This is a genomic window from Serratia sp. AXJ-M (genome assembly GCF_046531865.1).
GTDB classification, from domain to species: domain Bacteria; phylum Pseudomonadota; class Gammaproteobacteria; order Enterobacterales; family Enterobacteriaceae; genus Serratia; species Serratia liquefaciens.
In genome coordinates this window covers 2,414,745-2,440,481 of record NZ_CP059394.1, presented here as the reverse complement: position 1 = coordinate 2,440,481, position 25,737 = coordinate 2,414,745, and the positions used below count along the sequence as shown (strand labels likewise).

Annotated in this window: 20 protein-coding genes and 1 pseudogene; 9 read left to right on the top strand and 12 right to left on the bottom strand. The window is 56.1% G+C overall.

What is annotated here, in order from left to right; genetic code table 11:
- The first annotated feature begins 115 nt into the window (after positions 1-115).
- From H0S68_RS11470 to H0S68_RS11460, 3 genes are all read left to right on the top strand, one after another.
- Positions 116-946: an SDR family oxidoreductase gene (locus H0S68_RS11470; RefSeq protein WP_410529399.1), complete on the top strand. Its 831-nt coding sequence runs from the start codon at positions 116-118 to the stop codon at positions 944-946.
- Positions 939-2,096, top strand: coding sequence for a phytanoyl-CoA dioxygenase family protein (locus H0S68_RS11465; protein ID WP_262255416.1), 1,158 nt, complete (start codon positions 939-941; stop codon positions 2,094-2,096). Before H0S68_RS11470 ends, H0S68_RS11465 begins: the two co-directional genes overlap by 8 nt.
- Positions 2,097-2,179: 83 nt before the next feature.
- A complete protein-coding gene (locus H0S68_RS11460) occupies positions 2,180-3,187 on the top strand; it encodes an alpha/beta fold hydrolase (RefSeq protein ID WP_130015705.1) in 1,008 nt (335 codons plus the stop codon).
- 57 nt (positions 3,188-3,244) lie between these two features.
- Here the strand turns inward: H0S68_RS11460 and H0S68_RS11455 are convergent, their stop codons facing one another.
- Positions 3,245-4,855 (bottom strand): serralysin family metalloprotease, encoded by a 1,611-nt coding sequence (locus tag H0S68_RS11455; RefSeq protein WP_128864934.1) that lies wholly within the window; start codon positions 4,853-4,855, stop codon positions 3,245-3,247.
- A 418-nt stretch (positions 4,856-5,273) separates the two neighbouring features.
- Between H0S68_RS11455 and H0S68_RS11450 the strand changes: the two genes are divergently transcribed.
- On the top strand, positions 5,274-5,633 hold the full coding sequence (locus H0S68_RS11450) for an AprI/Inh family metalloprotease inhibitor (protein WP_048759042.1): 360 nt from the start codon (positions 5,274-5,276) through the stop codon (positions 5,631-5,633).
- A 38-nt stretch (positions 5,634-5,671) separates the two neighbouring features.
- Here H0S68_RS11450 and H0S68_RS11445 read toward each other — a convergent pair whose 3' ends face one another.
- Entirely contained in the window at positions 5,672-6,193 is a 522-nt protein-coding gene (locus tag H0S68_RS11445) for a chromate transporter (RefSeq protein WP_020826805.1), read from the bottom strand.
- Positions 6,190-6,762 (bottom strand): chromate transporter, encoded by a 573-nt coding sequence (locus tag H0S68_RS11440; protein ID WP_020826804.1) that lies wholly within the window; start codon positions 6,760-6,762, stop codon positions 6,190-6,192. The genes H0S68_RS11445 and H0S68_RS11440 overlap by 4 nt, the downstream gene beginning before the upstream one ends.
- 99 nt (positions 6,763-6,861) lie before the next feature.
- On the opposite strand from H0S68_RS11440, the gene H0S68_RS11435 reads away from it, so the two are divergent.
- Positions 6,862-7,782, top strand: coding sequence for a LysR family transcriptional regulator (locus tag H0S68_RS11435; protein ID WP_130015703.1), 921 nt, complete (start codon positions 6,862-6,864; stop codon positions 7,780-7,782).
- Here H0S68_RS11435 and licT read toward each other — a convergent pair.
- Genes licT through H0S68_RS11420 form a run of 3 tightly spaced genes read right to left on the bottom strand, consistent with a single transcriptional unit; the run spans position 7,779 to position 11,919 of the window.
- The gene (licT, locus tag H0S68_RS11430) at positions 7,779-8,618 is read right to left on the bottom strand and encodes a BglG family transcription antiterminator LicT (protein ID WP_129940566.1); all 840 of its coding nucleotides are present in this window, start codon (positions 8,616-8,618) and stop codon (positions 7,779-7,781) included. The two genes, H0S68_RS11435 and licT, sit on opposite strands and share 4 nt — an antisense overlap.
- A gap of 26 nt (positions 8,619-8,644) precedes the next feature.
- On the bottom strand, positions 8,645-10,057 hold the full coding sequence (locus H0S68_RS11425; RefSeq protein WP_130015701.1) for a glycoside hydrolase family 1 protein: 1,413 nt from the start codon (positions 10,055-10,057) through the stop codon (positions 8,645-8,647).
- A complete protein-coding gene (locus H0S68_RS11420) occupies positions 10,054-11,919 on the bottom strand; it encodes a beta-glucoside-specific PTS transporter subunit IIABC (RefSeq protein ID WP_409324999.1) in 1,866 nt (621 codons plus the stop codon). Before H0S68_RS11420 ends, H0S68_RS11425 begins: the two co-directional genes overlap by 4 nt.
- Before the next feature lie 601 nt (positions 11,920-12,520).
- Between H0S68_RS11420 and H0S68_RS11415 the strand changes: the two genes are divergently transcribed.
- On the top strand, positions 12,521-13,690 hold the full coding sequence (locus H0S68_RS11415; protein ID WP_261138171.1) for a cupin domain-containing protein: 1,170 nt from the start codon (positions 12,521-12,523) through the stop codon (positions 13,688-13,690).
- 35 nt (positions 13,691-13,725) lie between these two features.
- Here the strand turns inward: H0S68_RS11415 and H0S68_RS11410 are convergent, their stop codons facing one another.
- The 3 genes from H0S68_RS11410 to H0S68_RS11400 are packed head-to-tail and all read right to left on the bottom strand — an operon-like array spanning position 13,726 to position 17,722.
- Complete coding sequence (locus tag H0S68_RS11410) at positions 13,726-15,030, bottom strand: c-type cytochrome (protein ID WP_048759055.1); 1,305 nt, start codon at positions 15,028-15,030, stop codon at positions 13,726-13,728.
- Positions 15,031-15,041: 11 nt separating this feature from the next.
- Positions 15,042-15,500 (bottom strand): (2Fe-2S)-binding protein, encoded by a 459-nt coding sequence (locus tag H0S68_RS11405; RefSeq protein WP_020826797.1) that lies wholly within the window; start codon positions 15,498-15,500, stop codon positions 15,042-15,044.
- A 14-nt stretch (positions 15,501-15,514) separates the two neighbouring features.
- Positions 15,515-17,722, bottom strand: coding sequence for a molybdopterin cofactor-binding domain-containing protein (locus H0S68_RS11400; protein WP_410529398.1), 2,208 nt, complete (start codon positions 17,720-17,722; stop codon positions 15,515-15,517).
- 224 nt (positions 17,723-17,946) lie between these two features.
- On the opposite strand from H0S68_RS11400, the pseudogene H0S68_RS11395 reads away from it, so the two are divergent.
- Both H0S68_RS11395 and hpxO read left to right on the top strand, forming a co-directional pair.
- Positions 17,947-18,456, top strand: a pseudogene (locus H0S68_RS11395) (DUF1003 domain-containing protein).
- A gap of 160 nt (positions 18,457-18,616) precedes the next feature.
- Positions 18,617-19,774, top strand: coding sequence for an FAD-dependent urate hydroxylase HpxO (hpxO, locus tag H0S68_RS11390; protein ID WP_410529397.1), 1,158 nt, complete (start codon positions 18,617-18,619; stop codon positions 19,772-19,774).
- 32 nt (positions 19,775-19,806) lie between these two features.
- Here the strand turns inward: hpxO and H0S68_RS11385 are convergent, their stop codons facing one another.
- The 3 genes from H0S68_RS11385 to H0S68_RS11375 all read right to left on the bottom strand — a co-directional run bounded on the left by H0S68_RS11385 (position 19,807) and on the right by H0S68_RS11375 (position 24,726).
- A complete protein-coding gene (locus H0S68_RS11385) occupies positions 19,807-21,942 on the bottom strand; it encodes a peptidase domain-containing ABC transporter (RefSeq protein WP_410529396.1) in 2,136 nt (711 codons plus the stop codon).
- Positions 21,943-21,944: 2 nt separating this feature from the next.
- Positions 21,945-23,213, bottom strand: a complete 1,269-nt coding sequence (locus tag H0S68_RS11380; protein ID WP_410529395.1) for an HlyD family secretion protein — start codon at positions 23,211-23,213, stop codon at positions 21,945-21,947.
- Between the two features lie 766 nt (positions 23,214-23,979).
- Positions 23,980-24,726, bottom strand: coding sequence for a sulfite exporter TauE/SafE family protein (locus H0S68_RS11375; protein WP_130015697.1), 747 nt, complete (start codon positions 24,724-24,726; stop codon positions 23,980-23,982).
- A gap of 111 nt (positions 24,727-24,837) precedes the next feature.
- On the opposite strand from H0S68_RS11375, the gene H0S68_RS11370 reads away from it, so the two are divergent.
- Positions 24,838-25,719 (top strand): LysR substrate-binding domain-containing protein, encoded by an 882-nt coding sequence (locus H0S68_RS11370; RefSeq protein ID WP_128864944.1) that lies wholly within the window; start codon positions 24,838-24,840, stop codon positions 25,717-25,719.
- Positions 25,720-25,737 lie beyond the last annotated feature (18 nt).

The following is a 25,737-nucleotide window of genomic DNA, read 5'->3' as shown; positions in this document are numbered from 1 at the left end:
TAACAAAATGTAGATGCTAGGGTTAGCAATAGCAAGATGAAGATAAAAACAACCGATTGATTTTCAATATCAAAAATTATCTGAGGCTGACGCAATGCACGAGAATGTAAACACTATGTTTTCCGGAAACTATTACGTGGTCACAGGGGCAACCCAGGGTTTGGGCGCTGCGGTGGCGCAACTGCTGGCCGAGCGCGGAGCCGCCGGGCTGATGCTTTGCGGCCGCAATCAGAAAGCGGGGGCCACTCAGGCAGAGAAGTTACGCGCTACCGGCTGCGATGCCCGATTCGTCACCGCTGACATTGCCGATCCGGCAGCCTGCCGCAACGTCATTGCCGAAGCGGAAAACGCTTTCGGTACCCTGCATGGGTTGGTTAACTGCGCCGGCATGTCCGACCGCGGTACCATAATCGACACCACGCCAGAGCTGTTTGACGCCATTTTCGCCGTCAATATTCGCGCGCCCTTCTTCCTGATGCAGGAAGCCATCAAAGTGATGATCAAGCATCAGGTTGCGGGTTCCATCGTTAACATCATTACCATTACTGCGCACGGGGGTCAGTCGTTTCTCGCGCCTTATGCCGCGTCAAAAGGCGCACTGATCACCCTGACCAAAAACGTCGCCTTCAGCGCCATGCGCAACCGCATCCGGGTAAACGGCCTGAATATCGGTTGGATGGACACGCCACATGAGCATGAAATTCAGCGCCAGTATCACGACGCCGATGATAATTGGTTAGCGCAGGCGGAACGGCAACAGCCGTTTGGGCGCTTGTTGAAACCACGGGAAGTGGCGCGTGCGGTGGCGTTCTTGCTGTCTGAGGAGTCCGGAATGATGACCGGCGCGGTTGTCGACTTCGATCAGGGGGTGATTGGCTGCGGCGATGGCGGCTCACCTAAACCGGACCACCCGCTGAGCCTGAACTCGGGAGCACATCATGACTGAAACTCTTTTTTTACAGCCTGACCGGCTTTCGGTTGATGACTTTGGCCAGACATGTGAGCAGTCGCTCACATTGAGTGACTATCCACTGGCGGCCGACGCGCAAAAAAACGTGCTGATTTATCACGCCGCCACGCTGATTGAGTGTGCGCAAACCGATAAAACCTCGGTATTGAGTGAGCTGCACCGGGCACTTTCCACCGGCCCCGGCGTGCTGGTGATTAAAAATACCTATCCCGACAAGAGCATCATAGAGCGCCATAACCGGGTTTTCGAAGCCATTTTCCAGGAGGAGGCCGCCAGAGGGAACGCAGGCGATCACTTCTCTGCCGCCGGCAATAACGGCCGCATCTGGAATTCGCTGCAAAAGGCCGCCCAGCACGATCCCGATGCTTTTATTGATTACTACGCCAACCCTGTGCTGGCGTTGGTCAGCGAAGCCTGGCTCGGCCCCTGGTATCAAATGACGGCGCAGGTCAACGTAGTGCGCCCTGGGGGCAAAGCACAGCAACCGCACCGTGACTACCATCTGGGCTTTCAGGAAAATCAGGACGTACAACGTTTTCCGTTGCCGTTGCAACTGCTGTCCCAGTATCTGACGTTGCAAGGTGCGGTGGCGCATTCTGCGATGCCGCTGGAGTCCGGCCCAACCCAATTACTGCCGTTCTCACACCAGTATCCCGGCGGGTACCTGGCCTGGCGACGTCCGGAGTTTATCGACTATTTCCAGCAACATGCCGTACAGCTGCCGCTGGAGCTGGGAGACACGCTGTTCTTTAACCCGGCGCTGTTCCATGCTGCGGGCAACAATGTCACCCGCGACCATGTGCGCATCGCCAATCTGTTGCAGGTCTCATCGGCATTCGGCAAGCCGATGGAAACCGTGAACCGCTTGCGCCTGCTGCAGCAGATCTATCCGGCGTTGCTGCGGCGCTATCAAGCAGGAGAACTGCTGGGTGCGGAGTTGGCGGCGACCGTCGCGGCGGCGGCAGACGGCTACTCTTTCCCCACCAATCTGGACAGCGATCCGCCGCTGGCCGGACTGGCTCCGCAGACCCAGCAGCAGTTGCTGATGCAGGCGCTGCAGGCGGATTGGGCCCCCGCGCATTTCAACCAGCAGCTTGAGCGCCAACAACAGTTGCGCAGCGCCTAGCGTTTCATGCCTCCTTTTCATCAGGGAGGCATGGTCTTTACGGCTATACTCAGACTCTTGCCGATTTTCATAAGGACATCAGGATGCTGAGATTGACCCGTCGAGTCGCGCTGGCCGCTGCTCTGGCCGCCTTTTCTGCCAGCGTGGCTGCCGAAACACCCAAATACGGTCAGGAGCTACAGGGCTTTCACTACCCTTACCCGCTGCAACAATTCAGCTTCAGCTCTCAGGGGCAGCAGTTAAGCATGGGCTATATGGACGTGCCGCCAGAGGGCGATGCCAACGGCCATACTGTGGTGCTGATGCACGGCAAAAATTTCTGTGCCGCCACCTGGCAAGACACCATCAAAGCGCTAAGCAAGGCCGGTTATCGGGTGATCGCGCCCGATCAAATCGGCTTTTGCAGCTCCACCAAACCGCAGCACTACCAATACAGCTTTCAGCAGTTGGCGAACAATACCCACGCGCTATTGAATAACCTGAAAATCGCTAAAGCGGTGATCGTCGGCCATTCTACCGGTGGCATGCTGGCAACCCGCTATAGTCTGATGTACCCGCAGGCGGTGGAACGGCTGGTGATGGTCAATCCGATTGGGCTGGAAGACTGGAAAGCCAAAGGCGTGCCGTGGCGCAGCGTCGATCGGTGGTTCGAGCGTGAATTGAAAACCTCCGCTGCCGGTATTCGACAGTACGAACTGCAGACCTATTATGTTGGCCGCTGGAAGCCGGAATATGACCGCTGGGTCGATATGCTGGCCGGGCTGAACAATGGGCCTGGCCATCGCCTGGTGGCCTGGAACTCGGCGCTGATTTACGACATGATTTTCACCCAGCCGGTGTTCTACGAGTTCAAGGATCTGCAAACGCCGACCACCTTGATGATTGGCACCGCCGACACCACCGCCATCGGCAGCGATATCGCTCCCCCCGCCGTCAAGGCTCAGCTCGGGCACTATAATCTGCTGGGGAAACAGGTGGCGAAAATGATCCCGCACGCCAACCTGATCGAATTCCCTGGCCTGGGGCATGCGCCGCAAATGGAAGAGCCCGAACGGTTCAATCAGGCGCTGATCAGGGCTCTGCGCCCTTAAAGACCGGAGATGGCAGCTTGAGAAAAAGGGCCCTCGGGCCCTTATCAAGCGCGGCACTCAGGCAAACAGAATATCGCTTTGCTCCACCTGGCCTACGACCTGGATTTTGAAATCCGCCGCATAGCTGTCGTTATGGGTATTCAGCAATAAATCGGTCGTGCCGTTAAAGGTATCGAAGTTAAGTTTGAACTCGCCTTTCTGTCCGCTGAAGCTGTCGGCACTGTCGATCAACCGCAGTTCACTCAGGCTGTTGTTGAAACGCAGCCCGGAAAGGTCGATTTTGTCGACGCCGTGCTCGAAATCTTCGATCACATCGAATGCCGTCGTGGTGGACTCATTAGCATTGAGGTAAACGAAATAATCGGCGAAGTTATTGGCGTCTTTGCCGCCCCACAGATGATCCGCCCCCAACCCGCCATACAACATGTCCGAACCGGCATTGCCGGCCAGTAAATTGTCCTGTTCGTTGCCGATGAGCACATCACGACCACTGCCACCAATGGCGTTCTCGATCACCGCATTATTGGCGATCGATACGTTCTGCGTGCCACCGCCGACGCTGGAAAAGGCGCCGTCATTGAGATTAATCAACTGCTGCTGGCTGTAGCCGGAAAAATCAAGCGTGTCGTTGCCGCCCGCGTCCCACACCGCAAAGTTAACCGGCTTGCCGTTATCCGCCGTTGCGGTCAGGAAGTCACGCCCGGTATTGGAATTAAAGCCGTACACCGAATCCCCGGTGCGCGTTTCCATATTGGCACCGTACAGTTTCTGCATCGCGGCGATGTCGTCAATCATCGGGCCATAACCGTTGACCCCTTTGGTATCGGAGCCGGTGTTATTGCCGCTGAAGTAGCTCATTATCGAATATTGTACCGAATCCTGATAATACACGGCGTCATCGATATAAGTGGGGTCCTTGTCGTCGGAAGCATCATAATCGCCAGGGTGCATCAAGCCCAATGCATGGCCAATTTCATGGGTGAAGGTCTGGCTGCTGAAATCCCCCGGTACCGGCGCTTGATGAGTAAGAAAACCTTTATTAAACCAGACCGTACCGGCGTAGCTGTTATCATCCGCAGGATCAGAGGTGGCGGGATAGTAACCAAAGGCATTGTCATCCGCAGCGCTGCCATCGGCTTTCTGGGTGTAATAAGCGAAGGTGATGTCTGCCCGGTGGTTCAGATCCGTGGACTGCGCTTCGGTAAAGGTGACATTTGCCACGTCTGCCCAGGCCTGCATCGATTTTAACGCCTGACTTTTAGCCGCTTCGGTCAACGGCTCCAGCCCTTTATTGGCGTTGTTACCCGTTCCGGTTCTGCCGATAACATCCAACGCTTCCTGGGTCAGGAAGGAAAAGGTCAGATCTGCCGGCTGATGGAAAACGTTGTCGCCGTTGTGCGTATACCCGCTGCGAGTCAGCTGATCGGCAGCGCGCTCGGAGCTGTAGTTTTCGCGGGTCTTACCCCAGGTAGTCAGCGGGCCGGTGCCTCGCTGGTTGCTGTAGAGATTGGCATTATCCAACGTCAGATAAGCGCCATAGCCCAGTCCATTGTAGATGCTGCCGGTTTGGTGATAGTAGAATTGATAGTTGGGATCGTGGGGGGATGTGGCCGCCAGGCCGGTAAACGCTTCGTCATCTTGCAAAATTTCATTGTGATTGCGGTTCATCGCATTCTCCTTTACACAATAGGAATTCAGTCAATTGGTGAGGCATTCAATCAAAATAACTAATGGGAACATTCCAGTTCCGCAATCCAGCATAGGGAATTAGTCTGACGGCGCAACCATACAACAGTGGAATAATAAGCAGGCATTTCAAATCAAATAAAATCATTAAAGCAATTAAAAACAAATAATTGAAAAATATAGACCACAATAACATGAAGACTACTGGCTTTAATTGCTCGTCATTTATACTGCGGGTTATTCATTGATTCAGAATAAACGAGTATTAAAATCACTTATCCTTGGATCACCCAGTAACAAGGATCGTGCTATGGTATTAACGGATTTCAGTAAGGAGTGGCCGATGTCGAGATTTCTCTCTTTGCGCGCACTCAGGCGCGTTGCCCTGACAGGAGTTGTTATGAGCCTTATGTTAAGCAGCACTACCTTTGCCAGTTCACTGCCCCTGCTGGCCCCCTCTGCGCTGAAGGGGCACTGGCAGTTGAACGATGCCGAAGGCAAAGCCCCAGCCTGCAACGTTGAATTAAGCGATGAACTGATCGAAGGGACTAACGCCTACCGTTTCACCGCTTCAGAGCAGTGTCTGCAACCCTTGTCGCTCACCGAACTGCCGGTGGCCTGGCGCCCGACGCCGGACGGCATGACGCTGACCAATGCCGACGGCAGCATGGTAGCGTTTCTGGCGCTGACGGCCCCCAAACGCTATGAAGTGATGAACCATAACGGCAAGCCCCGCTTTTCGCTGACGCCGCGCCAGTAAATCACTCTGGCGGCAGCAGCCCCTGCCGCCAATATCGATTACGCCACCAACAGCCCCAGTATCGCCCCGCCCGCCAACACCCATAATGGGTGAATACGTTTGCTCATGCTCAGCACCGTTGCCAGCAGGATAATCATCGCCAACGGCCAATTCGGTGCGGAAGCTTCGGCAATCAGCACGCCACTGGCCGCCACCAAACCAACGGTCACCGGCACCAATCCACTTTGCACCCGACGCCGCCAGGGCTTGTCCTTGAAGCGTCGCCAGACGCCCATCACCAGCAGGGTAACAATCGACGACGGGCCGAACTTGGCGATGGAGGACACCAACAGCCCGGCCCACCCGGCCACGTGCCACCCCACCAGCGGCACAATCATCATATTCGGCCCCGGCGCGGCCTGCGCCATGGCGAACAGCGCACTGAACTCCTGCGCGCTCATCCATTGGTGAACTTCCACCACCTGACGCTGCATTTCCGGCAGAATGGTCATGCCGCCGCCAAAGGCCAGCAGTGACAGCTCGGTGAATATGATCGCCAGCGAGATCAATACCGCCATCATGAGCGATCCCTCCACCACATCAGCAGGATGCTCAGCGGCGCCAATGTCAGCATGGTCGGCAGTAAGGGCAAGCGTAGCCAGGCGATGGCGATCAGACACAGCGCCACAATGCCCAGTGCCAGCCATTTACCGCGCAGCGGCAGCAGCATCTTCACCCCGGTAGACAGCAACAAACCGGCCGCCGCGGCAGCCAGACCGGCAAATACGTGTTGTACATGCGCGTCATTTTGGAAGCGGGCATAAACCATACCCAAACCGACTACGATGGCCGTCGGTGCGCTGATCAGCCCCAGCAGGGCGCAAAAAGCCCCGCGCAGGCCGCGAAACTCCATGCCAACCGCTACCGAAAGGTTAATCACGTTGCCACCCGGCAAAAACTGGCACAGCCCCAGCAGCTCGGTAAACTGCTGACCACTGAGCCAGCGGCGGTCTTCCACCAGCATATTGCGCGCCAACGGCAGTACGCCGCCAAAGCCAATCAGCCCGAGCATCAGAAAGCCCAAAAACAACTCGCCGTTGCCCGGCGGTGCTGCCTGCGGGTCATTTTTTACCGCATCAGATTCCGACATTGTCCGTTCCACATCGCTTATTTTGATGGCTGGTATGATGCGCGTCGCCATGCCATGATGTCTAATGCATTTCACAAGCAACAAGGATACCTTCAAGGTATGTCAATGATCGAACTTCGCCGCCTGCGGGCTTTCGTTACCGTGGTGGAAGAAGGCAATATCACCCGCGCCGCCGAACGACTGTTTATACAACAACCGCCGTTGACCCGCCTGTTACAGGGGCTGGAAGAGGAATTGGGGGTAAAACTGCTGCAGCGCCTGCCCCGTGGCGTACGCGTTACCGAAGCCGGCAGCGTGTTGTTCAATGAAGCGCGGGCGCTACTGACGCGGGCAGAGCATCTGACCGAAGCGGTGCACCGCGCCGCGCGGGGTGAACAAGGGCATATCGCTATCGGCTTCACCAGCTCCGCCGCCTTGCATCCCTTCGTGCCCAATCTGCTGCGCCGCTACCGTGAGATCCTGCCTGGCATTACCACTCAGTTGGAAGAAGCAGGCAGCGGCGAACTGTTGGATGCCTTGGTGGATGAGCGGCTCGACGTGGCCTTTGTCCGCTCGCCGGTGGGCGCTATTCCCGGTTTGACAATTGAGCCGGTGCTGCGCGAACCGATGCTGATCGCCCTGCCCATCGGTCACCCGCTGGCCACCCATGACGACCAGCCGCTACCGCTGACTGCGTTAACCCAGGAGGCCTTTATTCTTTATCGTCGCCCGGCGGGCCAGGGCTTGTATGATGCGATTCTGGCGGCCTGCCACGGTGCCGGGTTCAGCCCACGCGTTATTCAGGAAGCCCCGCGCCTGCCCGCAACCCTTAGCCTGGTAGGTGCCGGTCTGGGGTTGTCGATCGTACCGGCCTCCATGCGGCGGTTGGGCGGGGACGGCATCGTTTACCGAACCATTGCCGAACAGGCCCAGCTCAGCGCGCCGCTTTATCTGGCGCTGCGCAGCAACCGGACGTCGGCCATCATCCAACGCTTTCGCGATCTGGTGGCCGAAGCCGTCAGCGAGCAGTCGCCCGGCTAATCAGACCGGTCGGCGATACGCGTCAGATGGATCACCAGATACAGCAGTTCATCGTTCGACATCTCCATCTGCAGCAGATTCTTCACGTAGTCGCGGATCAGCAGTGCGCCGCGATAGGCATGCGGATACTCCCTGGTCACCTGCGCAAAGATAAAGTCGTCTTTCGACGCCATTTGCTGCCCCTCGATCATTCGCTGAATAAAAAACTGCATATGCACCAAAAAACGCGAGTAGTTGAGCGAGTCAGTGTCGATCGTGATGCGAAAATGGTATTTGATGATATTGAAAATGTCTTTCAGCATCTTCACCGACAGCAGCGTGTGCTCCATGTTCTGCACGTCGGTTTGACCATTAACCAGATGAAAAGCGATATTGCCCGCCTCTTCTTCCGGCAGCGCAATGTTCAACCGCCGGTTGATGTGCGCCAGTGCCTGGGTCGCCACTGCGAACTCCTGCGGGTAAAAGCGCTTCACCTCGAACAACAGGCGATTTTGGATTGCGATACCCTTGTGATAGCGCTCAATGGCGAAACTGATGTGGTCCGCCAGGGTGAAGAAAATCTGCTCGTTAATTCGCCCGTTAAGCTGCCGATTAGCCTCCGCCAGGATCATCTGCACAATCTCGATGTGCTCTTCCGGCGTGGTTTCAATCAGCCGCAGATAATCGCGGCCCTTTTGACTGTTCTGCACCACATACACTTTCTCTATCGCGGCCGGGTCGAGAACGTCACCCACTTTGCTGTTAAAGCCAATACCCTTGCCCATCACGATAGCTTCATTGTTATCGTCATCCGCCGATAGCACCAGGCTATTATTGAGTACCTTAATGACTTTCATCGTCGCGGCCACACCCTCTGTTTTTATTATCGTTGCCGGCCATTGGAGACAATCAGCCGTTGGTACCAGTCAAAACTGCGCTTTTTGATCCGCCGCAGATCCTTCAGATCCTGCTCACCCCGGTTTACATAGATAAACCCGTAGCGCTTGGCATAGCCCTGATGGGTGCTGACCACGTCTATTGCCGCCCAAGGGCAATAGCCGATCAGTTCGACGCCGTCGTTGATGGCCAACTGCATCTGTTCGACGTGTTGTCGCATAAACTCGATGCGGTAATCGTCGTTGATTGTATCATCGGCCTGTAGCTGGTCCGGGGCGCCAATGCCGTTTTCAGTAATTAATATCGGTAAATGGTAACGCTCCGCGGTTTTACGTAGCGTCAGCCGCAATCCGACAGGATCGATCACCCAACCGTAGCGGGTTTTACCGACGAACGGGTTCTCCGCCGCACGATACACGCCCGGTTCCCCCAGCATGATTTGCTGATCGCCGGCCCGTGCGCTGATGTCCGACGCATCGCCTCGGCTGGCGGCAATGGTGGCGGTCGAGTAATAATTTATCGCCACGAAGTCCGGTTTGCCCTGCAGCAACAGCGCCGCATCACCGGGTTCCATCCGTGGCGCCAATTGACGATCCAGCAGGTAACGCCAGGCCAGCGGGTTATAACGACCCTGCACGGCCACGTCGAGGAAGCTCCAGCAACGCAGCGTTTCCCAGTTATGGGCGGCGATGGCATCCAGCGGATTGCAGGTTTCCTGATACATCGAGGTGGTATTAATCGCCGGGCCGATCTTCCCGGCCGGGCAGCGCTGATGATACAACGCCATCACCCTGGCCTGAGCCACCAACATATGGTGGCTTTGCTGATACAGCACTCGCCTGGATGGCAGTTCACCGCCCTTCGGCGTGCCAATGGCGCCCGGATGCAGGATCATGGTGTTCTGCTCGTTGATGGTCAGCCAATACTTTACCCGGTCACCGAATGCGTCAAACAACACTTCGGCATAATCGACAAAGGCATCGATGGTGGCGCGATTCGACCAACCGCCCTGCAGCTCAAGCACATAAGGCAGATCGAAGTGATAGAGCGTTACCACAGGCTCTATGCCATGGCTCAGCAATTCATCAATCAACTGGCGATAAAAATCCAGCCCTGCGGCGTTGACCTCACCGGTCCCCTGCGGCAGCACTCGCGTCCAGGCAATCGAGAAACGGTAGGCCTTTAATCCCAGCTCGGCAAACAGCTGCACATCCTCTCGGAAGCGGTGATAGTGATCGCTGGCGACCTTAAAATCAGCGGTTTCTGCCGGGTGATCAAGCATATCCACAATCGATGGACTTTTGCCGTCTTCGTTCCAGGCCCCCTCCACCTGATAGGCAGAGGTGGAAGCCCCCCACAGAAAATCTGCGGGGAAATCGTTCAGTCGTTGGTAAATCATGCCTGCTCCTGCTGCGCATTATTAAGGGTGATGATGGGCTGCCCAAAATCCACGGCTCCCGGTTGGCGGCAATTCAGCTGAGGAAAAGCTTCGCTGTTAACCACCAGTACCGGCGTGGTGATGTCGTAACCCAGCCCGACGATCGCCGCCAGATCAAAGCGCACCAGTTCATCTCCCACCTGGACGCGGTCGCCCACTTTAAGCTCGGAAGTAAAATGCTGTCCCGCCAGATTGACCGTATCAATGCCGATATGCACCAGCAGCTCGACGCCGTTGTCACCTTTGATACCGACCGCATGCATGGATGGCAGGAACGTCACTACTTCCCCCGTCAGCGGCGCGCGCAACACGCCTTCCTGCGGCCGTATTGCGACACCCTGACCCAATAGCCCCTGCGAGAACACGTCGTCGTTAACCTGCGCCAATGCCACCAGTTGACCGTTGAGCGGACTGACAATTTGCTGTTCGTCGCCACTGACGGCCTCCGAGACCCCAGATCCCGTTTCTTCAACCGGATCGTCGAACCCCAGCATCCAGGTCAGTGCAAAAGTCACCACAATAGCAATGGCGCAGGTGATCAGCGCATGGACAATGTTCATTGGGTTTTCGCCGATAAACGCCGGCAGCGCCGCTAATCCGGGAGAAACGAAGGCATAGCGCACCAGCCCACTCAGCCCGGCGTAAATACCGGCACAGCCGCCGCCGATCATTGCTGCAATCAGCGGTTTACGCAGTTTGAGCGTCACGCCGTACAACGAAGGCTCGGTGATACCCAGCAGCGCGGTGAAACCCGCAGAGGACGCCAGCTGGCGCAGATTTTTGTTTTTGGTGCGAAAGGCCACGCACAGCGTCGCAGCGCCCTGTGCAATGTTGGAAGCCAACATGCCTGGGCCGTTAATCATTTCGAAACCATTTTTACTCAGTTGACCGGTAGCAATCGGCGTCATTGCCCAGGCCGTACCGGTGATCACCAGAAACGGCTGGAGGCCGCCCATCAGCATCGGGATCAGCCAACTGGCTTTACCGTCGACGATAGCGGCACCGGCGGCCACTAGATCGTTGAGGAAAATACCGAACGGCCCTACCACCACCAACGCCAACGGGGCGGTCACCAACAGGATAATCATAGGTTTGGTGAAGAACTTGATCATCGTCGGCGACACTTTCTCGGCAAACCGTTCGATATAGGACATTAACCAGACGGTGAAAATGATCGGCAACACCGAGCCGGCGTAATCCGCCAGGCGCACCGGTATGCCGACGAAATCAATCACCGTGCCCGCCGCCAGCATTTGTGCCAAATTGGGGTGCAGCAACGCGCCGGCAAGGGTCATTGCCAGGATCGGGTTACATTCGAATTTGATTGCCGCGCCATAAGCCAGCAGCACCGGGAGGAAGAAAAAGGCCGCATCGGCGATGGTGTCCAGCAGATGGTAGGTCGGGCTGGCGGCATCTATCACTCCGGTCAGTTTGAGGATCGCCAGCAGCGCCTTAATCATCCCCGCACCGGTGATAGCAGGGATCACCGGTGTGAAAGTGGTTGAAATAACGCTGATAATCTGTGAAATCACCCCGCCCCGCGCCTGGGAATTTTTCTCACTCTGACGGCCACTGAGATCGCCGATTTCTTTTTGCATCGCGCGGAAGGTTTGCTGCACGTTGTTGCCGACCACGATCTGAAACTGGCCACCACGTTCCACCACGCTGATCACCCCAGGCAAGGACTCGATCGCTTTCGCTTGTACCTTGCTATCATCGTTAAACTCCATCCGCAGACGGGTGGCACAGTGCGTCAGTTTGCTGACGTTGTCCTTGCCCCCGACCTGCAGCAAAATTTCCAGGCCCAACTGTTTGTAATCCATCGAATATCCCCGGTAAAAAAGCAAAAAAAAAAGACCAAAATCAAAATGCGCCTCATCACAAGGAGAGGTGCATTCCTATTTTGGTCTTGCCTGCCTGAGCAGTAACACGCCGTAATAAAAATGTCTGGCGATCGCTAAGATCGCGGCGAAAGTATCGTCATAGTTGCCATTTTTCGGCAATAGTCTTAGTTACGCTTTGTGATTCACATCACTCTTTACCGAAAACGCACTTCAACGTTGCCCGCCGTACCCTGCCATGCCTTTTTTACTGATACCCATTTACTCAACCGCATAAAATAGCACCTGAAACACATTATCCACTTTAATTAAACTCACTTTGTTTACCTTTTATTTAATAATGGAATACATTTATTTGATACCGGTAGATAACTATTTTAAAGCGGATTTAAAAATCACAGCCGCACTCAATTAGTAACATAAATTAATATATTATTCGCGGCATCCTGTTTTTAACCCACTATGCTTTAACCGTTGCCGAATGCTTCCATTTCAGCAATAAACCCCCTGCACACAATAAAACAAAAGAATAAACCCAGTCAGCCGTATTCGCTGTGGGCCACTTTTATTTGGAGAAAGCCCTATGTTATCGCGTCGAGATATATTGAAAGTTTCCGCAGTCAGCGCCGCAGCCGCCGGTGTTATGGGCGGCATGATTAAATCCGCCAGCGCCGATGAACATCGAAATATAGTTCCCCCCAGCAATTTCCAACCCGCTGCCGATGCAAAAAATCTGTATAAATACGTCTTTAGCCACAGTAAGAAACGCAGTTTACCCAACGGCTGGGCCAGGGAGGCTACCGTTGAACAATTCCCGATTTCCGAGGGGGTTGCCGGGGTGGATATGACGCTGGAGCCGGGTGGCGTACGTGAACTGCACTGGCACGCCATCGCTGCCGAATGGGCATTTATGCTGGAGGGGCATGCCCGCATTACCATCATTGATCCTGAAGGCAAATGTGAGGTGGCAGATTTCGGCCCCGGCGACGTCTGGTATTTCCCCAAGGGTTACGGCCACTCGATTCAGGCGTTGGCAGACGGCGCACATTTTGTTCTGACCTTTGATAATGGTCACTTTTCCGAGTTCGGCACCTTCAGCATTACCGACTGGGTAACCCATATGCCCAAAGAAGTGTTGGAAAAAAGCGTGAATATGCCGGCGGCGGTATTTTCCAAGGCAAAACAAGGTGAGGCTTATATTGTCGGCGGCGCCATTCCGCCCGCACTGCCCTTACCAGCCCACGATGGCGGTTTAAATAATGCACCTTTGGCTCATCGCTATGAATTAATGAAACAAAAGCCTTTCTTCGAAAATGATGCCGGCAGCGTGCACTTGGTCTCTTCAAAAGAATTCCCTATTTCCACTACCATGACCGGCATTATAGAAATCGTTAAGCCTGGGGCGGTGCGGGAATTACACTGGCATCCCAATGCCAATGAGTGGCAATACTATATTTCCGGCAAGGGGCGCATGACGGTGTTCAGTTCGCACGGCCATGTGCAGACTGAAGAATATTCTCCTACCGACGTTGGCTATGTTCCACAGGGTTTTGGTCACTATATCGAAAATATGGGGGATGACGATCTTAAGGTATTAATCGTGTTGGATAATGGCATCTATCAGGACATTTCGCTGTCTGACTGGTTGGCGAAAACTCCAGCCTACCTGTTAGCGGATAACTTCAATAACGAGGTTGCCGATTGGCTGGATCGCCCCAAAGACAAACTGGTAATGTCCCGGCGCAGAAAATGACAGGTAGCGAGGGGGGCAGCCCCCCTCGCCGCCTCTTACTGTTTGCGTTGTTCAGCGACTTGTTTGGCCGTTACCTTGCCCTGTTTTTCGCCAAATTGGCCGACAACATAATTGGCAACCGCCGCCACTTCCTCGTCCGAGTATTGAGCACCGAAGTCCGGCATGAATTCATGCTGTTCGCCGATGCTGATGCGCGTCCCCTTCAGGATCGCCTGCACCACGCTGCGGCCCTGCGGATCGTTAACCGCCGTGCTGCCGACCAAGGAAGCATATTTGCTCTGGCGTCCCGTTCCGTTCCACTGGTGGCAACCGCTGCAGTCTCCGGCGAACAGTCGCCGTCCCAACGAGTCTTCCTGCCCGCCCGGCAATATCGCGCTGGACGACGTTGCCCCCTTCGGCTGCAGATTGACCGCGCTGGCACTGTCCGTGGCGATAGGCTCGATATTGCGCAGGTATTTCACCAGCGCCTGATTATCCTCCGGCGTCAGATACTGCAGGCTGTTTTCCACCGCCTCTGCCATCGGACCGGCTGCGCTGCTGCGCCCTTCTGCGTGGCCGGTCGCCAGATACTGCGACAGCTGTTGTTCGCTCCAGGCACCGATACCGGTCTGCGGATCGGGAGTAATGTTGGCTGCAAACCACCCCTGGATCACCTCACCGCTGAGGTTTTTACTCTGATTAATGCCAAACCCCAAATTGCGCGGCGTGTGGCATTCGCTGCAGTGTCCCAGCGCGGTGGCCAGATATGCGCCTCGGTTCCATTGCTCATCCTGATTCAGGTTCGGCTCGAAGCGTTTTTCGTTGAAGAACGCCAGGTTCCAAAACTTCATGCCCCAGCGCTGGTTAAACGGGAACGACAGCCCATTTTCCGGATTGGCCTGCTTCACCGGCGGCAGGCTGAACAGATACTCTTTGATCGCCAACACGTCGTCACGGCTCATGGCCGTGTATGAGGTGTACGGCATTGCCGGGTAAAGATTACCCTGCGGCCCAACGCCTTCACGCACCGCGCGCACAAACTGATCGTCACTCCAATTACCGATACCGGTGTCGGGATCGGCGGTTATATTGGTGCCGTAAATGGTGCCGAAAGGCAGTTTAAAGGCAAAACCGCCGGCGAAAGGTTTACCGCCGGGCGCAGTGTGGCAGGCCACGCAGTCCGCAGCCCGCGCCAGATATTCGCCACGCGCCAATTTATCGCTGATCCCGGCAGGGGCACCGGCGATCGGCGCAGCAGGTTCCGGGCCGACCGGCCGCAGCAGCGTATAGATCGCATAACCGCCGGCCAGCACCACGATTGCCACGATCAACCAAAATAGCCATCTCAGGGCGTTGCTCATGAGTTTCTCCCTTAATCCAACGCCTTGGCGGCCTGGTGGATGGCAGCGCGAATGCGCACATAGGTGGCGCAGCGACAGACGTTGCCGCTCATTGCCGCATCGATATCCGCATCGCTCGGATTTTTACTCTGGGCCAGCAGTGCACTGGCACTCATGATCTGACCGGACTGGCAGTAGCCGCATTGCACTACGTCCAGATTGACCCAGGCCGCCTGCACCGCTTTGCCCGCCGGCGTTTCGCCGATCGCTTCAATGGTGGTGATTTTCTTGCCTTCGGCGGCAGAGACCGGCGTCATGCAAGAACGCACCGGCACCCCATCCAGGTGGACGGTACAGGCCCCGCACATCGCGATGCCGCAGCCGAATTTGGTGCCGGTCAATCCGGCCTCATCACGCAAGAACCACAGCAGCGGCATATGGGGATCGCCATCAAACGTCAGCGGTTGGTCGTTTACAGTTAAAGTTATCATGCTGTTCTCCTTGCTCAGACGCTGGCGTCACGGTTGGGACGGTGTAAAGGCAGGCTAAGTGAACTGCGAGGTCTCCCGAGCAGTGCCAGTGCATTGCCGACGGCCGGAGCGATGGTCGGCACCCCCAACTCGCCAACGCCGGTAGGCGCTTCGCTTGAAGGTACGATAATCACCTCTATCTCCGGCATTTCGTCGATGCGCAGCGGACGGAAATTATTGAAGTTGGACTGCTCAACCACCCCGTCTTTCAGCGTAATGTTGCCGTACAGCGCAATACTCAGGCCATAACCTATGCCGCCCTCAATCTGCGCGCGGATCACATCCGGATTGACCGCCACACCACAATCCACCGCGCACCACACCTTGTGCACGCGCGGAATGCCACCTTCGCCGATTGACACCTCGGCTATCTGCGCCACCCGAGTATTAAACGCCTTGGCGACGCCTACGCCGCGTGCTCGTCCATCCACCACCTTCGCGCCCTGCCAGTTGGCGGCTTTGGCCACCGCCCGCAGCACGCCGGCCTCACTCGGTGCATCACCCATCAATGCCAGACGCCCCTCGACCGGATCCTGCCCGGTCTCCTGCAACAGCTGGTCAATAAAACTTTCGACGGCGTGACCGGTATGAGTACTGGCGACCGATCTTAATGAGGTGGTCGGCACTTTACCCGCGACGATATGCGCGTCGCAGAGGAAGTTTTCGAAGGTGTACGGCACTTCGCTGGCACCTTCGACCATCATCTGGTCGAGACCGTTAACCACCAGCGCCGTCATCGCGCTGTTAAGCGTCCAGGAATGACCAACGACGGTATCGCTCCAGCCCACGACTTTACCGTCGCGGATCGCCCCTCTCATCCGGTGGAGGATCATCGGACGATACCAGCCGTTGCGAATATCATCCTCTCGCGTCCACACCACTTTGACCCCGTGACCAGGACCAATAGCTTTGGCCGCCGCGGCCATGTCCGCCGCCAGGTCAGGCCCGAGCTTCGGGTTGCCCAGATCGATGCGGCGGCCAAAGCTGCCGCCGGCCAAAATGGTGTCGATTTGCACTTTTTCCGGCGGTAGCTGGAACAGATCGCACAGCTGTTTATGGTCGAGGGTTTGGATTTGGCAGCCATAGCGTGCCTTAACGCTCTCGCCATCCCAAAACAGATAGCCATCCAACGGCTCCATCGGCGCATGGGCCACATAGGGGAAGGTGTATTCCGCTTCGATCACCTTATCCGCCTTATCGAAAATCTCGCCCGGCTTGCCCTGGCTTTTCGCCACTACGCCGGGCTTTTGCGCCACCTGACGGAATTCGGCAAATATCTGCTCGGTGTCGCGCCGCTCTGCCTGCGAGTCGTCCCACTCCACCTGTAATTTTTCACGGCCCTGGATCGCCGCCCAGGTATTTTTGGCATATACCGCCACGCCGGTATCGGTCTGTTTCACATCCACCACGCCCGGCACCTTCAGCGCCCGGCTGGCGTCGAACGAGGCCACCTTGCCGCCAAAACGCGGCGGTTTTTTAATGGTAACGGTCAGCATATCCGGCTCATGAATATCCTGAGTGAACTGCGCCGACCCGTTGGTCTTCGCCAACGAGTCTACGCGGTGCAAGCCACTGACCTTACCGATCAGGGTGAAATGGCTCGGATCCTTCAGGGTCAGGCTGGCGGGGTCAGGCGGCGGCAGTTGGCTGGCCAGCGCCGCAAACTCACCGAACCCTGCTTCGCGGCCGCTTGCGGCATGGCGGATCTTGCCCGCCTGCACGGTGATTTCTTCCGCTGAGGTTTTCCAACTTTGGGCAGCGGCCTGAACCAGCATGGCGCGCGCCATCGCGCCCATGCGACGCATCTGCTCGTAGGCGTTGGCCACCGAGCTGGAGCCGCCGGTGCCCTGAAAACCGAACGCCAGATTCTTATAGACATTGGTATCCACCGGAGCGGCAACCACCCGCACCTGCGACCAGTCGGCATCCAGCTCTTCAGCGACCAGCGTTGCCATGCCGGTATAAACGCCCTGGCCCACTTCGGTGTGTTTACTGAGGACGGTGACAATGCCATTTTCGTCGATCTGCACGAAAGCATTGGCTTCATAAGCGGTGTTTTCTGGCGCCGTGGTCGTCGTTGTACGCGCCAGTGCGCCGGTTGACGGCAGATAGGCGCCGATCACCAATGCACTGGCGCCAACGATAAACCGCCGCCGGGTAAGCGGGACTTGAGGTAGTTTCATTGCTCATCGCTCCAAAATGCCGATCAACCTTAATCAATGCGGCGACATCGTTCTTTTTATCTGCGCCGTCTGCCTGCACTGACGCGACGGGCTAATAGTTAGCGTAGTCTATTATTTTGTCTGTTTAACATTTCATCAGGATTTTCCGTTACGGATTCGTGCTGTGCATTGAGCCGCTATTGCAACCCCTATGCTATAAATTAGACCTTTGTTTCATGACATTAATGAGTGTAAAAGCCATGCCGCAGCCCCATAAAAAGTTCCGTTTCTACCGTCCGTTGAAAAGCTTCACCCACACCTTTGGTGACGAATGGTTTGCGCTAAAAGCCGAAGCCTTCGCCCGTTTTTTCGGCACGCCAACCTTTCTGGTCGGCCAAACGGTGGTGGTCGCCGTCTGGATCTACCTTAACCTGGCGGGTTTCGCCAAATTTGACCCCTATCCCTTTATACTGCTGAATTTGGCGTTCAGCCTGCAGGCTGCTTATGCCGCCCCGCTGATTCTGCTGGCCCAAACTCGCCAGGCCGAACGCGATCAGGCACATGCCTTGACCGACGCTCAGCACCGCGAAGATTTGGATGAAGCCATGGCCCAACGCCAAACCCTCGCCGCGCAGTAATCTGAACAGTTACTGGAACTACTGAAGCAGAACACCGAATTAACCAACTTGACGAAACAAATGGCTGAACGCATCGAAAGTCTGGCCATCCAGTTGGCTAATCGCGATCGTGCCTGAGAAAGGATCTAGTCGTGAAAATATGCCCCGTCGCAGACCAGTGATTGCACCAAATTGCATCATAACGCTCCTGATAGCGCTCTGACCGCGTTGCCCGCTGAGCATACGCAGACTGGTACGGAAATTGCTTCTCCCCATCGTGGCTATGGAGGAGAAAAACATGAAAGCAATTATCATTGGCGGTGGTATTGGTGGGCTGTGTAGCGCCATCGCATTGCAGCGTTGCGGTATCGAAACCGAGGTTTTTGAAGCGGTCAAGGCGATCAAACCGGTTGGCGCGGCAATCTCGATCTGGCCTAACGGCGTCAAATGCCTCAACTATCTGGGGATGAAAGAACAACTGCGGGCGCTCGGGGGGCCGATGCATTTCATGGCCTATCAGGAATACCTGCACGGACAAACGCTGACGCGTTTTAGTCTGGATCCGTTAATCACCAGCGTCGGCGAACGCCCTTACCCGGTAGCGCGTGCCGAGCTGCAGGCCATGTTGCTGGACACCTACGGCCGCGACCAGGTGCGCTTCGGCAAACGGGTTAGCGGTATTGAAGAAACCCCGCAGGGCGTTACCGCCTGGTTTGAAGACGGCAGCCAGGCCAGCGGGGATTTTCTGATCGCCGCCGACGGCACCCATTCCGCTATTCGCCCTTATGTGCTGGGCCATGGCGTGGAGCGGCGCTATGCCGGATACGTCAACTGGAACGGGCTGGTCACCATCGATGAGTCCATCGCACCGGCCGACCAGTGGACCACCTTTGTCGGCGAAGGTAAGCGCGTGTCGCTGATGCCGGTCTCCGGCAACCGCTTCTACTTTTTCTTCGACGTTCCCTTGCCGACCGGGCTGGCGGAAGACCGCAGCACCGCGCGAGCCGACCTGCAACGTTACTTTGCCGGCTGGGCCGAACCGGTACAGAAACTGATTGCCGCAATTGATGCGGAAAGCGTCAACCGCATTGAGATCCACGATATCGAACCTTTCGAGCAATTGGTGCGGGGCCGCGTAGCCTTACTGGGCGATGCCGGGCACAGCACCACTCCGGACATCGGTCAGGGCGGCTGCGCGGCAATGGAGGACGCGGTGGTGCTGGCGATTGCCTTGCAGACCAATTCACTGGGTATTGAAGATGCGCTGCTACGCTATCAGGAAAAACGCAGCTATCGGGTGAAAGATTTGGTGCTGAAGGCACGTAAGCGCTGTGATGTCACACACGGCAAAGAGATGGACGTCACCCGCAGTTGGTACGAGGAGCTGAAAACCGAAACCGGTGAACGCATTCTTTCAGGCATGAAAGAAACGATTCTGGGTGGGCCGCTGGCCTGATCCGCCCCCTCTTCGAGTCGAAGAGGGTTGATTCACCCTTTGCGCCGGTGAAGACGCCCGGCCGCCAGTTCGACGACCCGATCCGCCGAGGCGATGGTTTCCGGGCGATGGGCAATCAGTAAAATCGGCAGGCCAAGCTGGCGCAGGGTATGGCTAATCAGCATTTCATTATTCACGTCCAAATGGCTGGTCGCCTCATCCAGGATCAACAGTCGTGGTTTTTTGTAAAGTGCCCGCGCCAACAACAAGCGCTGTTTTTGCCCGGCAGACAGGGTGCCTCCCATTTCACCGATTAACGTCTGGTAGCCCATCGGCAGGTTATCGATATCCTGATCCAACTGTGCCAGCCGCGCGCATTCAACGAGCTTGTCCTGATCAACCCGTGGCGTGAAAAATGACAGATTCTCGGCGATAGAACCGCGAAACAGCTGATCCTCCTGCAAGACTACGCCGATATGCTGACGTACCTGCGAATAATCCCCCTGTCGATGCTCAATGCCCAGCGTACGTATCACGCCGGCCGTGGGCGAATACAGCCCCAATACCAGTTTAGCCAATGTGGTTTTGCCGCTGCCGGACGCCCCTACCAGCGCCACTACCTCACCGGGCATAATGTCCAGCGAGACCTGCGACAGGATTTCGGATTCGGTGCCGGCATAGTGAAAACTGACCTGCTCCAAACTCAGCGCCGGCCGATCTTGGGGCCAGGCGCTGGCGGACAATAACAGCGTTGAGTTGCCCGCCGCCTGCGCCGCTGCGTCTTCACGCGCCGTCAGCACGATATCCGCCAGCCGTTGGTTATAAACATCCAGCATTTTGTAGGCAACGGCCTTGTCGATCAGGCCGCTGATACTGGCGGAAAACCGGCCCTGAAAAGACATGTAGGCCACCAGCATGCCGACTGAAAACTGCCCGGCCAACACCGCCCCGGCCCCCAGCCACAGCACCGCCGCCCCAACCAGACTGCCAATGACGGTTTGCATAATGCCGTAAACCATCATCAGCTTGCTTTCGCGCAGTTCAGCATTGCGCCGTGCGACATTGAGGTTACGCCAAACCGTTTCCCGCGGCGTAAGCGCCCCGTTGACCCGCAGGCTCAGCACGCCGCGCAGGCTTTCAAGAAAATGACTGGATTCCTGGGTGCCGGCAACCCAGGAGTCATCCGCCGCTTTACGCAACGTACTGAACCAAAACAGGCGCAACAGCCCATACACCATCGCGGCGGCCAAAGCGACCAGGGTTAACTTCACGCTGTAGAAAAACATCATGGTCAAGGTACCAAGGACCAAAAGCACATCCAAAAAGGCTTCAAGCAACGTGGTGGTGAGGGTGTCCTGAATGGTGTCGACGGCATCAAATTTCGCGCTGATATCGCCCATGTTGCGCGATTCGAACCAGTTGATAGGCAGCCGCAACAGGTGGTGAAAAACATTCGCCGTCCACTGCATATTGAAGTTGACCGCCATGGTGAGCGTCGCCCACTGGCGGGCCAGCTCCAGCAGCGTCTGGGTGGCGGCCATCAGCAGCATGGCAATGACGATCAACGTCAATAAGCTGGCGTCCAACGCCACCAGCACCTCATCAATCACCAGTTGGTTGATTAATGGGCCGATCAACGCAAACACTTCCAGCGCCAGCGCGAAACAGAAGATCCGGGCCAATGCCGTCTTCAGCCCCTGAGTTTTACCGATCAGCTCCCGCAGGCGGATCTTTTTTCGCCGATCTTTGACGACAAACTGATGGGTTGGCGTCAATTCCATCGCCACGCCGGTAAAGTGACGATTTGCCTCCTGCAGACTCATTTTAACCAGGCCCCGCGCAGGATCATGCAGCTCCAGAGTTTGCCCTCGCACCCGCTTGAGCACGGTAAAATTATTCATGTCCCAGTACAAAATACAGGGCAGCGACAACAGGTGCAGCTCTTCAAGCTCCAGCTGCACCGCTCGGCCGCTCAGGTGCAGCCGTTCGGCGCAGGCAATCAGCTGCGAGAAGGTCATGCCGAGCAGCGAAACTTTAAACTGCGCACGCAGCGTAGGCAGATCTACGCGATGCCCATACCAACCGGCAATCATCGCCAGGCACGCCACGCCGCATTCTGCGGACTCCGTTTGGCGTATCAACGGCAGGCGCTTTCGCCAGCCCCAGTTGAGCCCTTCTGTAACGTCCATGTTTATATCCTTCCTTGCAGACTCCATAACGGCTCCAGCAGCCACTCGTACAGGCGGCGGCGATCCAACTCCACGTCTGCGGACACGGTCATCCCGACGCGCAATGGTTCCTGGCGCCCATAGGCGGTAATGGTGGTTTTCTCCAGCGCAACGATGACGCGGTAATGCCCTTCGTTTTCCTTCCAGGTCATCGGATTTTGCTGCATGACGTCATTGGCGCTCAGGCTGGCATCGGTGATGGCGCGGGTGGCGCCATACTGCACGCCAAACTTTTCATAGGGGAAGGAGGCAAAGCGCAACCCGACCCGTTGGTGAGGTTTGATAAAGCCCACCGCTTTGCTGGGCGCAAAGAGTTCAACCTGCAGCTCGGCACCGTCAGCGACCATCATCAGTAAAGGATCGTTTTGCTTGACCGTCTGCCCCGCCCGGGCCAACACCACCGCGATGTGGCCGTTCACCGGCGCAGTGAGCGTGTGGTCACGCTGGGCAACCAGTTCTATTTCCTGTTGCCTGATGCCCTGCAACTGGCGTTCAAGTTCGGCGTCACGCCCTTGTTGCTGTTGCGCCAGCGTCCGCAGTTCCGAGGCCGCCGCGGCAAGCTCACGCTTTAACCGCAACTGCGCCTGACGCTGCATTTCTACTTTTTCCCGCGCCGTCGACAACGTCATTTTCTGCTGCTGAAACTCAAGTTCGGAAACGTAACCTTTGCCGATCAGCTTGCGGTAGCGCACCATCAGCGAATGCGATAATTCCGCCTGTTGCTTTACCTCCACCATTGCCGCCTCTGCGCTGGTCAGTTCATCCTGAAGTTGCGTCATGCGCTGGCGCACACCGGTTTGCTGTAAAATTCGAGTGGCCAGTTCTTGAGCGCGTTGGCGCTCCAGCATGTGATATTGCCGTTTTAACGAGTCGGAAACCGACGCCAGCGTCGCGATACCCTGACCATTGAAATATTCGCCGCTGAGCCGATAAAGTGCCTGGCCGGCTTTGACGGTCGCCCCCTCCGTCACTAAACGTTCTGTAACCTGTCCGGCGCCGCGGGCAACTACCTTGATCAAACCGCTGGATGGCATCACCACACCGTCCAAACGCGCTTTACGGGTATATTCACCCAGGATCAGAAATAGCCCGATAACCAACACCAGCAAGATGCTGGCCCAGGCATAGGCGGTCAGACTGAGGCTGGCAGGAATAATTACCTCACCCTCCGCTTTATTGACCTGCGCAGCGAAATAACCCTCACGATAAATCTGGGGAGAACGTTCTGACATGGGGGTTACACCTTTATCGGGATCTTGGGTCAATAATTATCTTACCGACCGCGACGCTTCCATTTGCGGACAAATTTTCGTGCCGAGGTATATATTAACCTCATAAAAGTCATTGTCCCTAGCAGCACAAGGAAATAAATCATCCATTTAGCCATTTCACAAGGGATGTTAAATCTAAATATACCGCTATATTGGCTAAGCCCCACAATAAAAAGCAAATTACGAGATAGCCCGACAGAAAGAGCGACCATAATAAAAGCCGACAAAAACGTCTTCATAAAAGATACCAGTTCAACATTAGCATGCGACCATGCCAATATCTGGCACAGTCGCATCACACTGGGTAATATATATTACTACCAGTTGCAGGTGCCGCCATTATAAGAGCCAGAGTTGCTTCTTGAAGCATTTTGTGAACCATTCCCACTACCAAAACAAGCACTCAACGAACCAATCGATGAACCGACCACACTGCCAAAAACAGCTCTAGCCCCTCGAGCAATGAGGCCACCCGCCAATCATCATAATTTCAGCTTTCGTTAGGGTCTTCATAATATTTCCTTATTTTTATAATATTCACATTTAAAATCCATTCTTGATCTGAACTCATAGATATAAACATACGCCGCCGCCATGTCAATATATAAAACCATTTCCGCCGATAGAGTCAAGTCAACTAAATAGAATGAATTATACGGAATATTTAATTTAACTTCTAATACAAACCAATTACTTCGCAACTGGGTGAAACATTATTTACTCGCATTTAATTAATGCCATTCCACACTATTTCAATTCCCAAAACTAACAGACCGATAAAAAAACAGCGACGAAATACCGCAGGGCGACAATGCCGGCGCAGCACACTCCCCAACCACATCCCCACCAGCGCAGGAAGCAATGCCAATAATGAGGTGCCTAGCAACGCGCCCGGCAATGCATGTTGCCACGCCAGGCCGGCGGCTAATGCCAACGTCGAAACGGTGAATGACAGCCCCAACGCCTGCACCAGATCGTCACGCGCCAATCCCAATGCATTTAAATAAGGAACCGCCGGGATCACGAATACCCCGGTAGCACCGGTAATCAGCCCGGTAAGTACACCGCATAGAGGGCCCAACCTGCGTTCAGCCCTGGGTGAAAGCCGCCACTGAAAACGGCTAAAACCCAACAGCGCGTAAACGACCAAACAGACCCCCAACGCTATCGGTGCCAACCGGTTTTGACCGGTGGTCAAGGTGCCCGTGGTCAGCATTGTGCCCATGGCGACACAGGCCATCATCGGCCACAACCTGCGGCAAAGTGCACGGACGTCCGGCCCGGTGAACAACTGCCAGAAGTTGGTCACCAGCGACGGCATCAGCAACAGCGCCGCAGCCTGTGCCGGAGACATCAGCAGGCTGAGTAACCCCATAGACACCGTGGGCAGCCCCAGGCCAATCACTCCCTTTACCGTGCCCGCCAGCATAAAGATGCCCAGCAGGGCTAAAATTTCAGGTAGCGTCAACGTCATAGGTCTATCCTTCCTCATTATCCCTTGGTGCATGGATTGTCCGCAGCCCTTGCCTGCCGCACAATGCGGCAATCACTGAGCCAACCTGAGGCAAATACGTAGGAGAAGCCGATGCATTTCGATTTTACCGACCTGCGGCTGTTTATCGCCGTGGCAGAGGCGGGCAGCATCACCGCCGGGGCCGATCGTGCCTGCCTGTCGCTGGCATCGGCCAGTGCCCGCATTCGCGGATTGGAGCAACAGGCTGGTATTCAGCTTTTGGCCCGCGGCGCGCGGGGAGTACAAACCACTCAGGCCGGTGAACGCCTGTTGGGCCATGCTCGTCTGTTGTTACAGCAAAGCGAACGGCTACGGGGGGATATGGCAGAGTTTTCCCCGGGCAATGCCTGCCATTTGCGTATTCTGGCCAATACCGTCGCCGCCAGCGCTTTTCTCCCGGAGCTGCTGGCCGACTATCTGCTGCTTAACCCACAGACGGACATTGCGTTGGAAGAGTTGCCCAGCACGGCGATCAGCCAGTCGATCCTCGATCAAACTGCGGATATCGGCATTGTCGCCAACCACGCCGACCTGCGCGGGCTGGAAAGCTACCCGTTCCGCCAGGATCGCCTGGTGCTGGCGCTACCGGTCGATCATCCGTTAGCCGGCCGCGCCAGCGTCAGCTTTAGCGAAACGCTGGCATATGACTTTATTGGCTTAAGCGACGACAGCGCGCTGCAGCAACATTTGGCGCAACACGCCCTACGCAACGGCGGCCCAATGCGTTTACGCGCCCGTGCAGGAAGCTTTGAAGTGGTGTGTCGGATGGTGACGCGTGGTGCCGGTATCGCCGTGGTACCGGAGGAGATCGCCCGGCAATGGCCGGGCATGCAAGTCAGAATTCTTGCGCTGGACGATACCTGGGCCACACGCCAGCTGTCTATCGTAGTGCGTCAGTTGGCCCAGTTACCGCTACCGGCGCAGCGGCTTATCGCTTTCCTGCAACCGCAATAGCGCCGTTTTTTAACCACA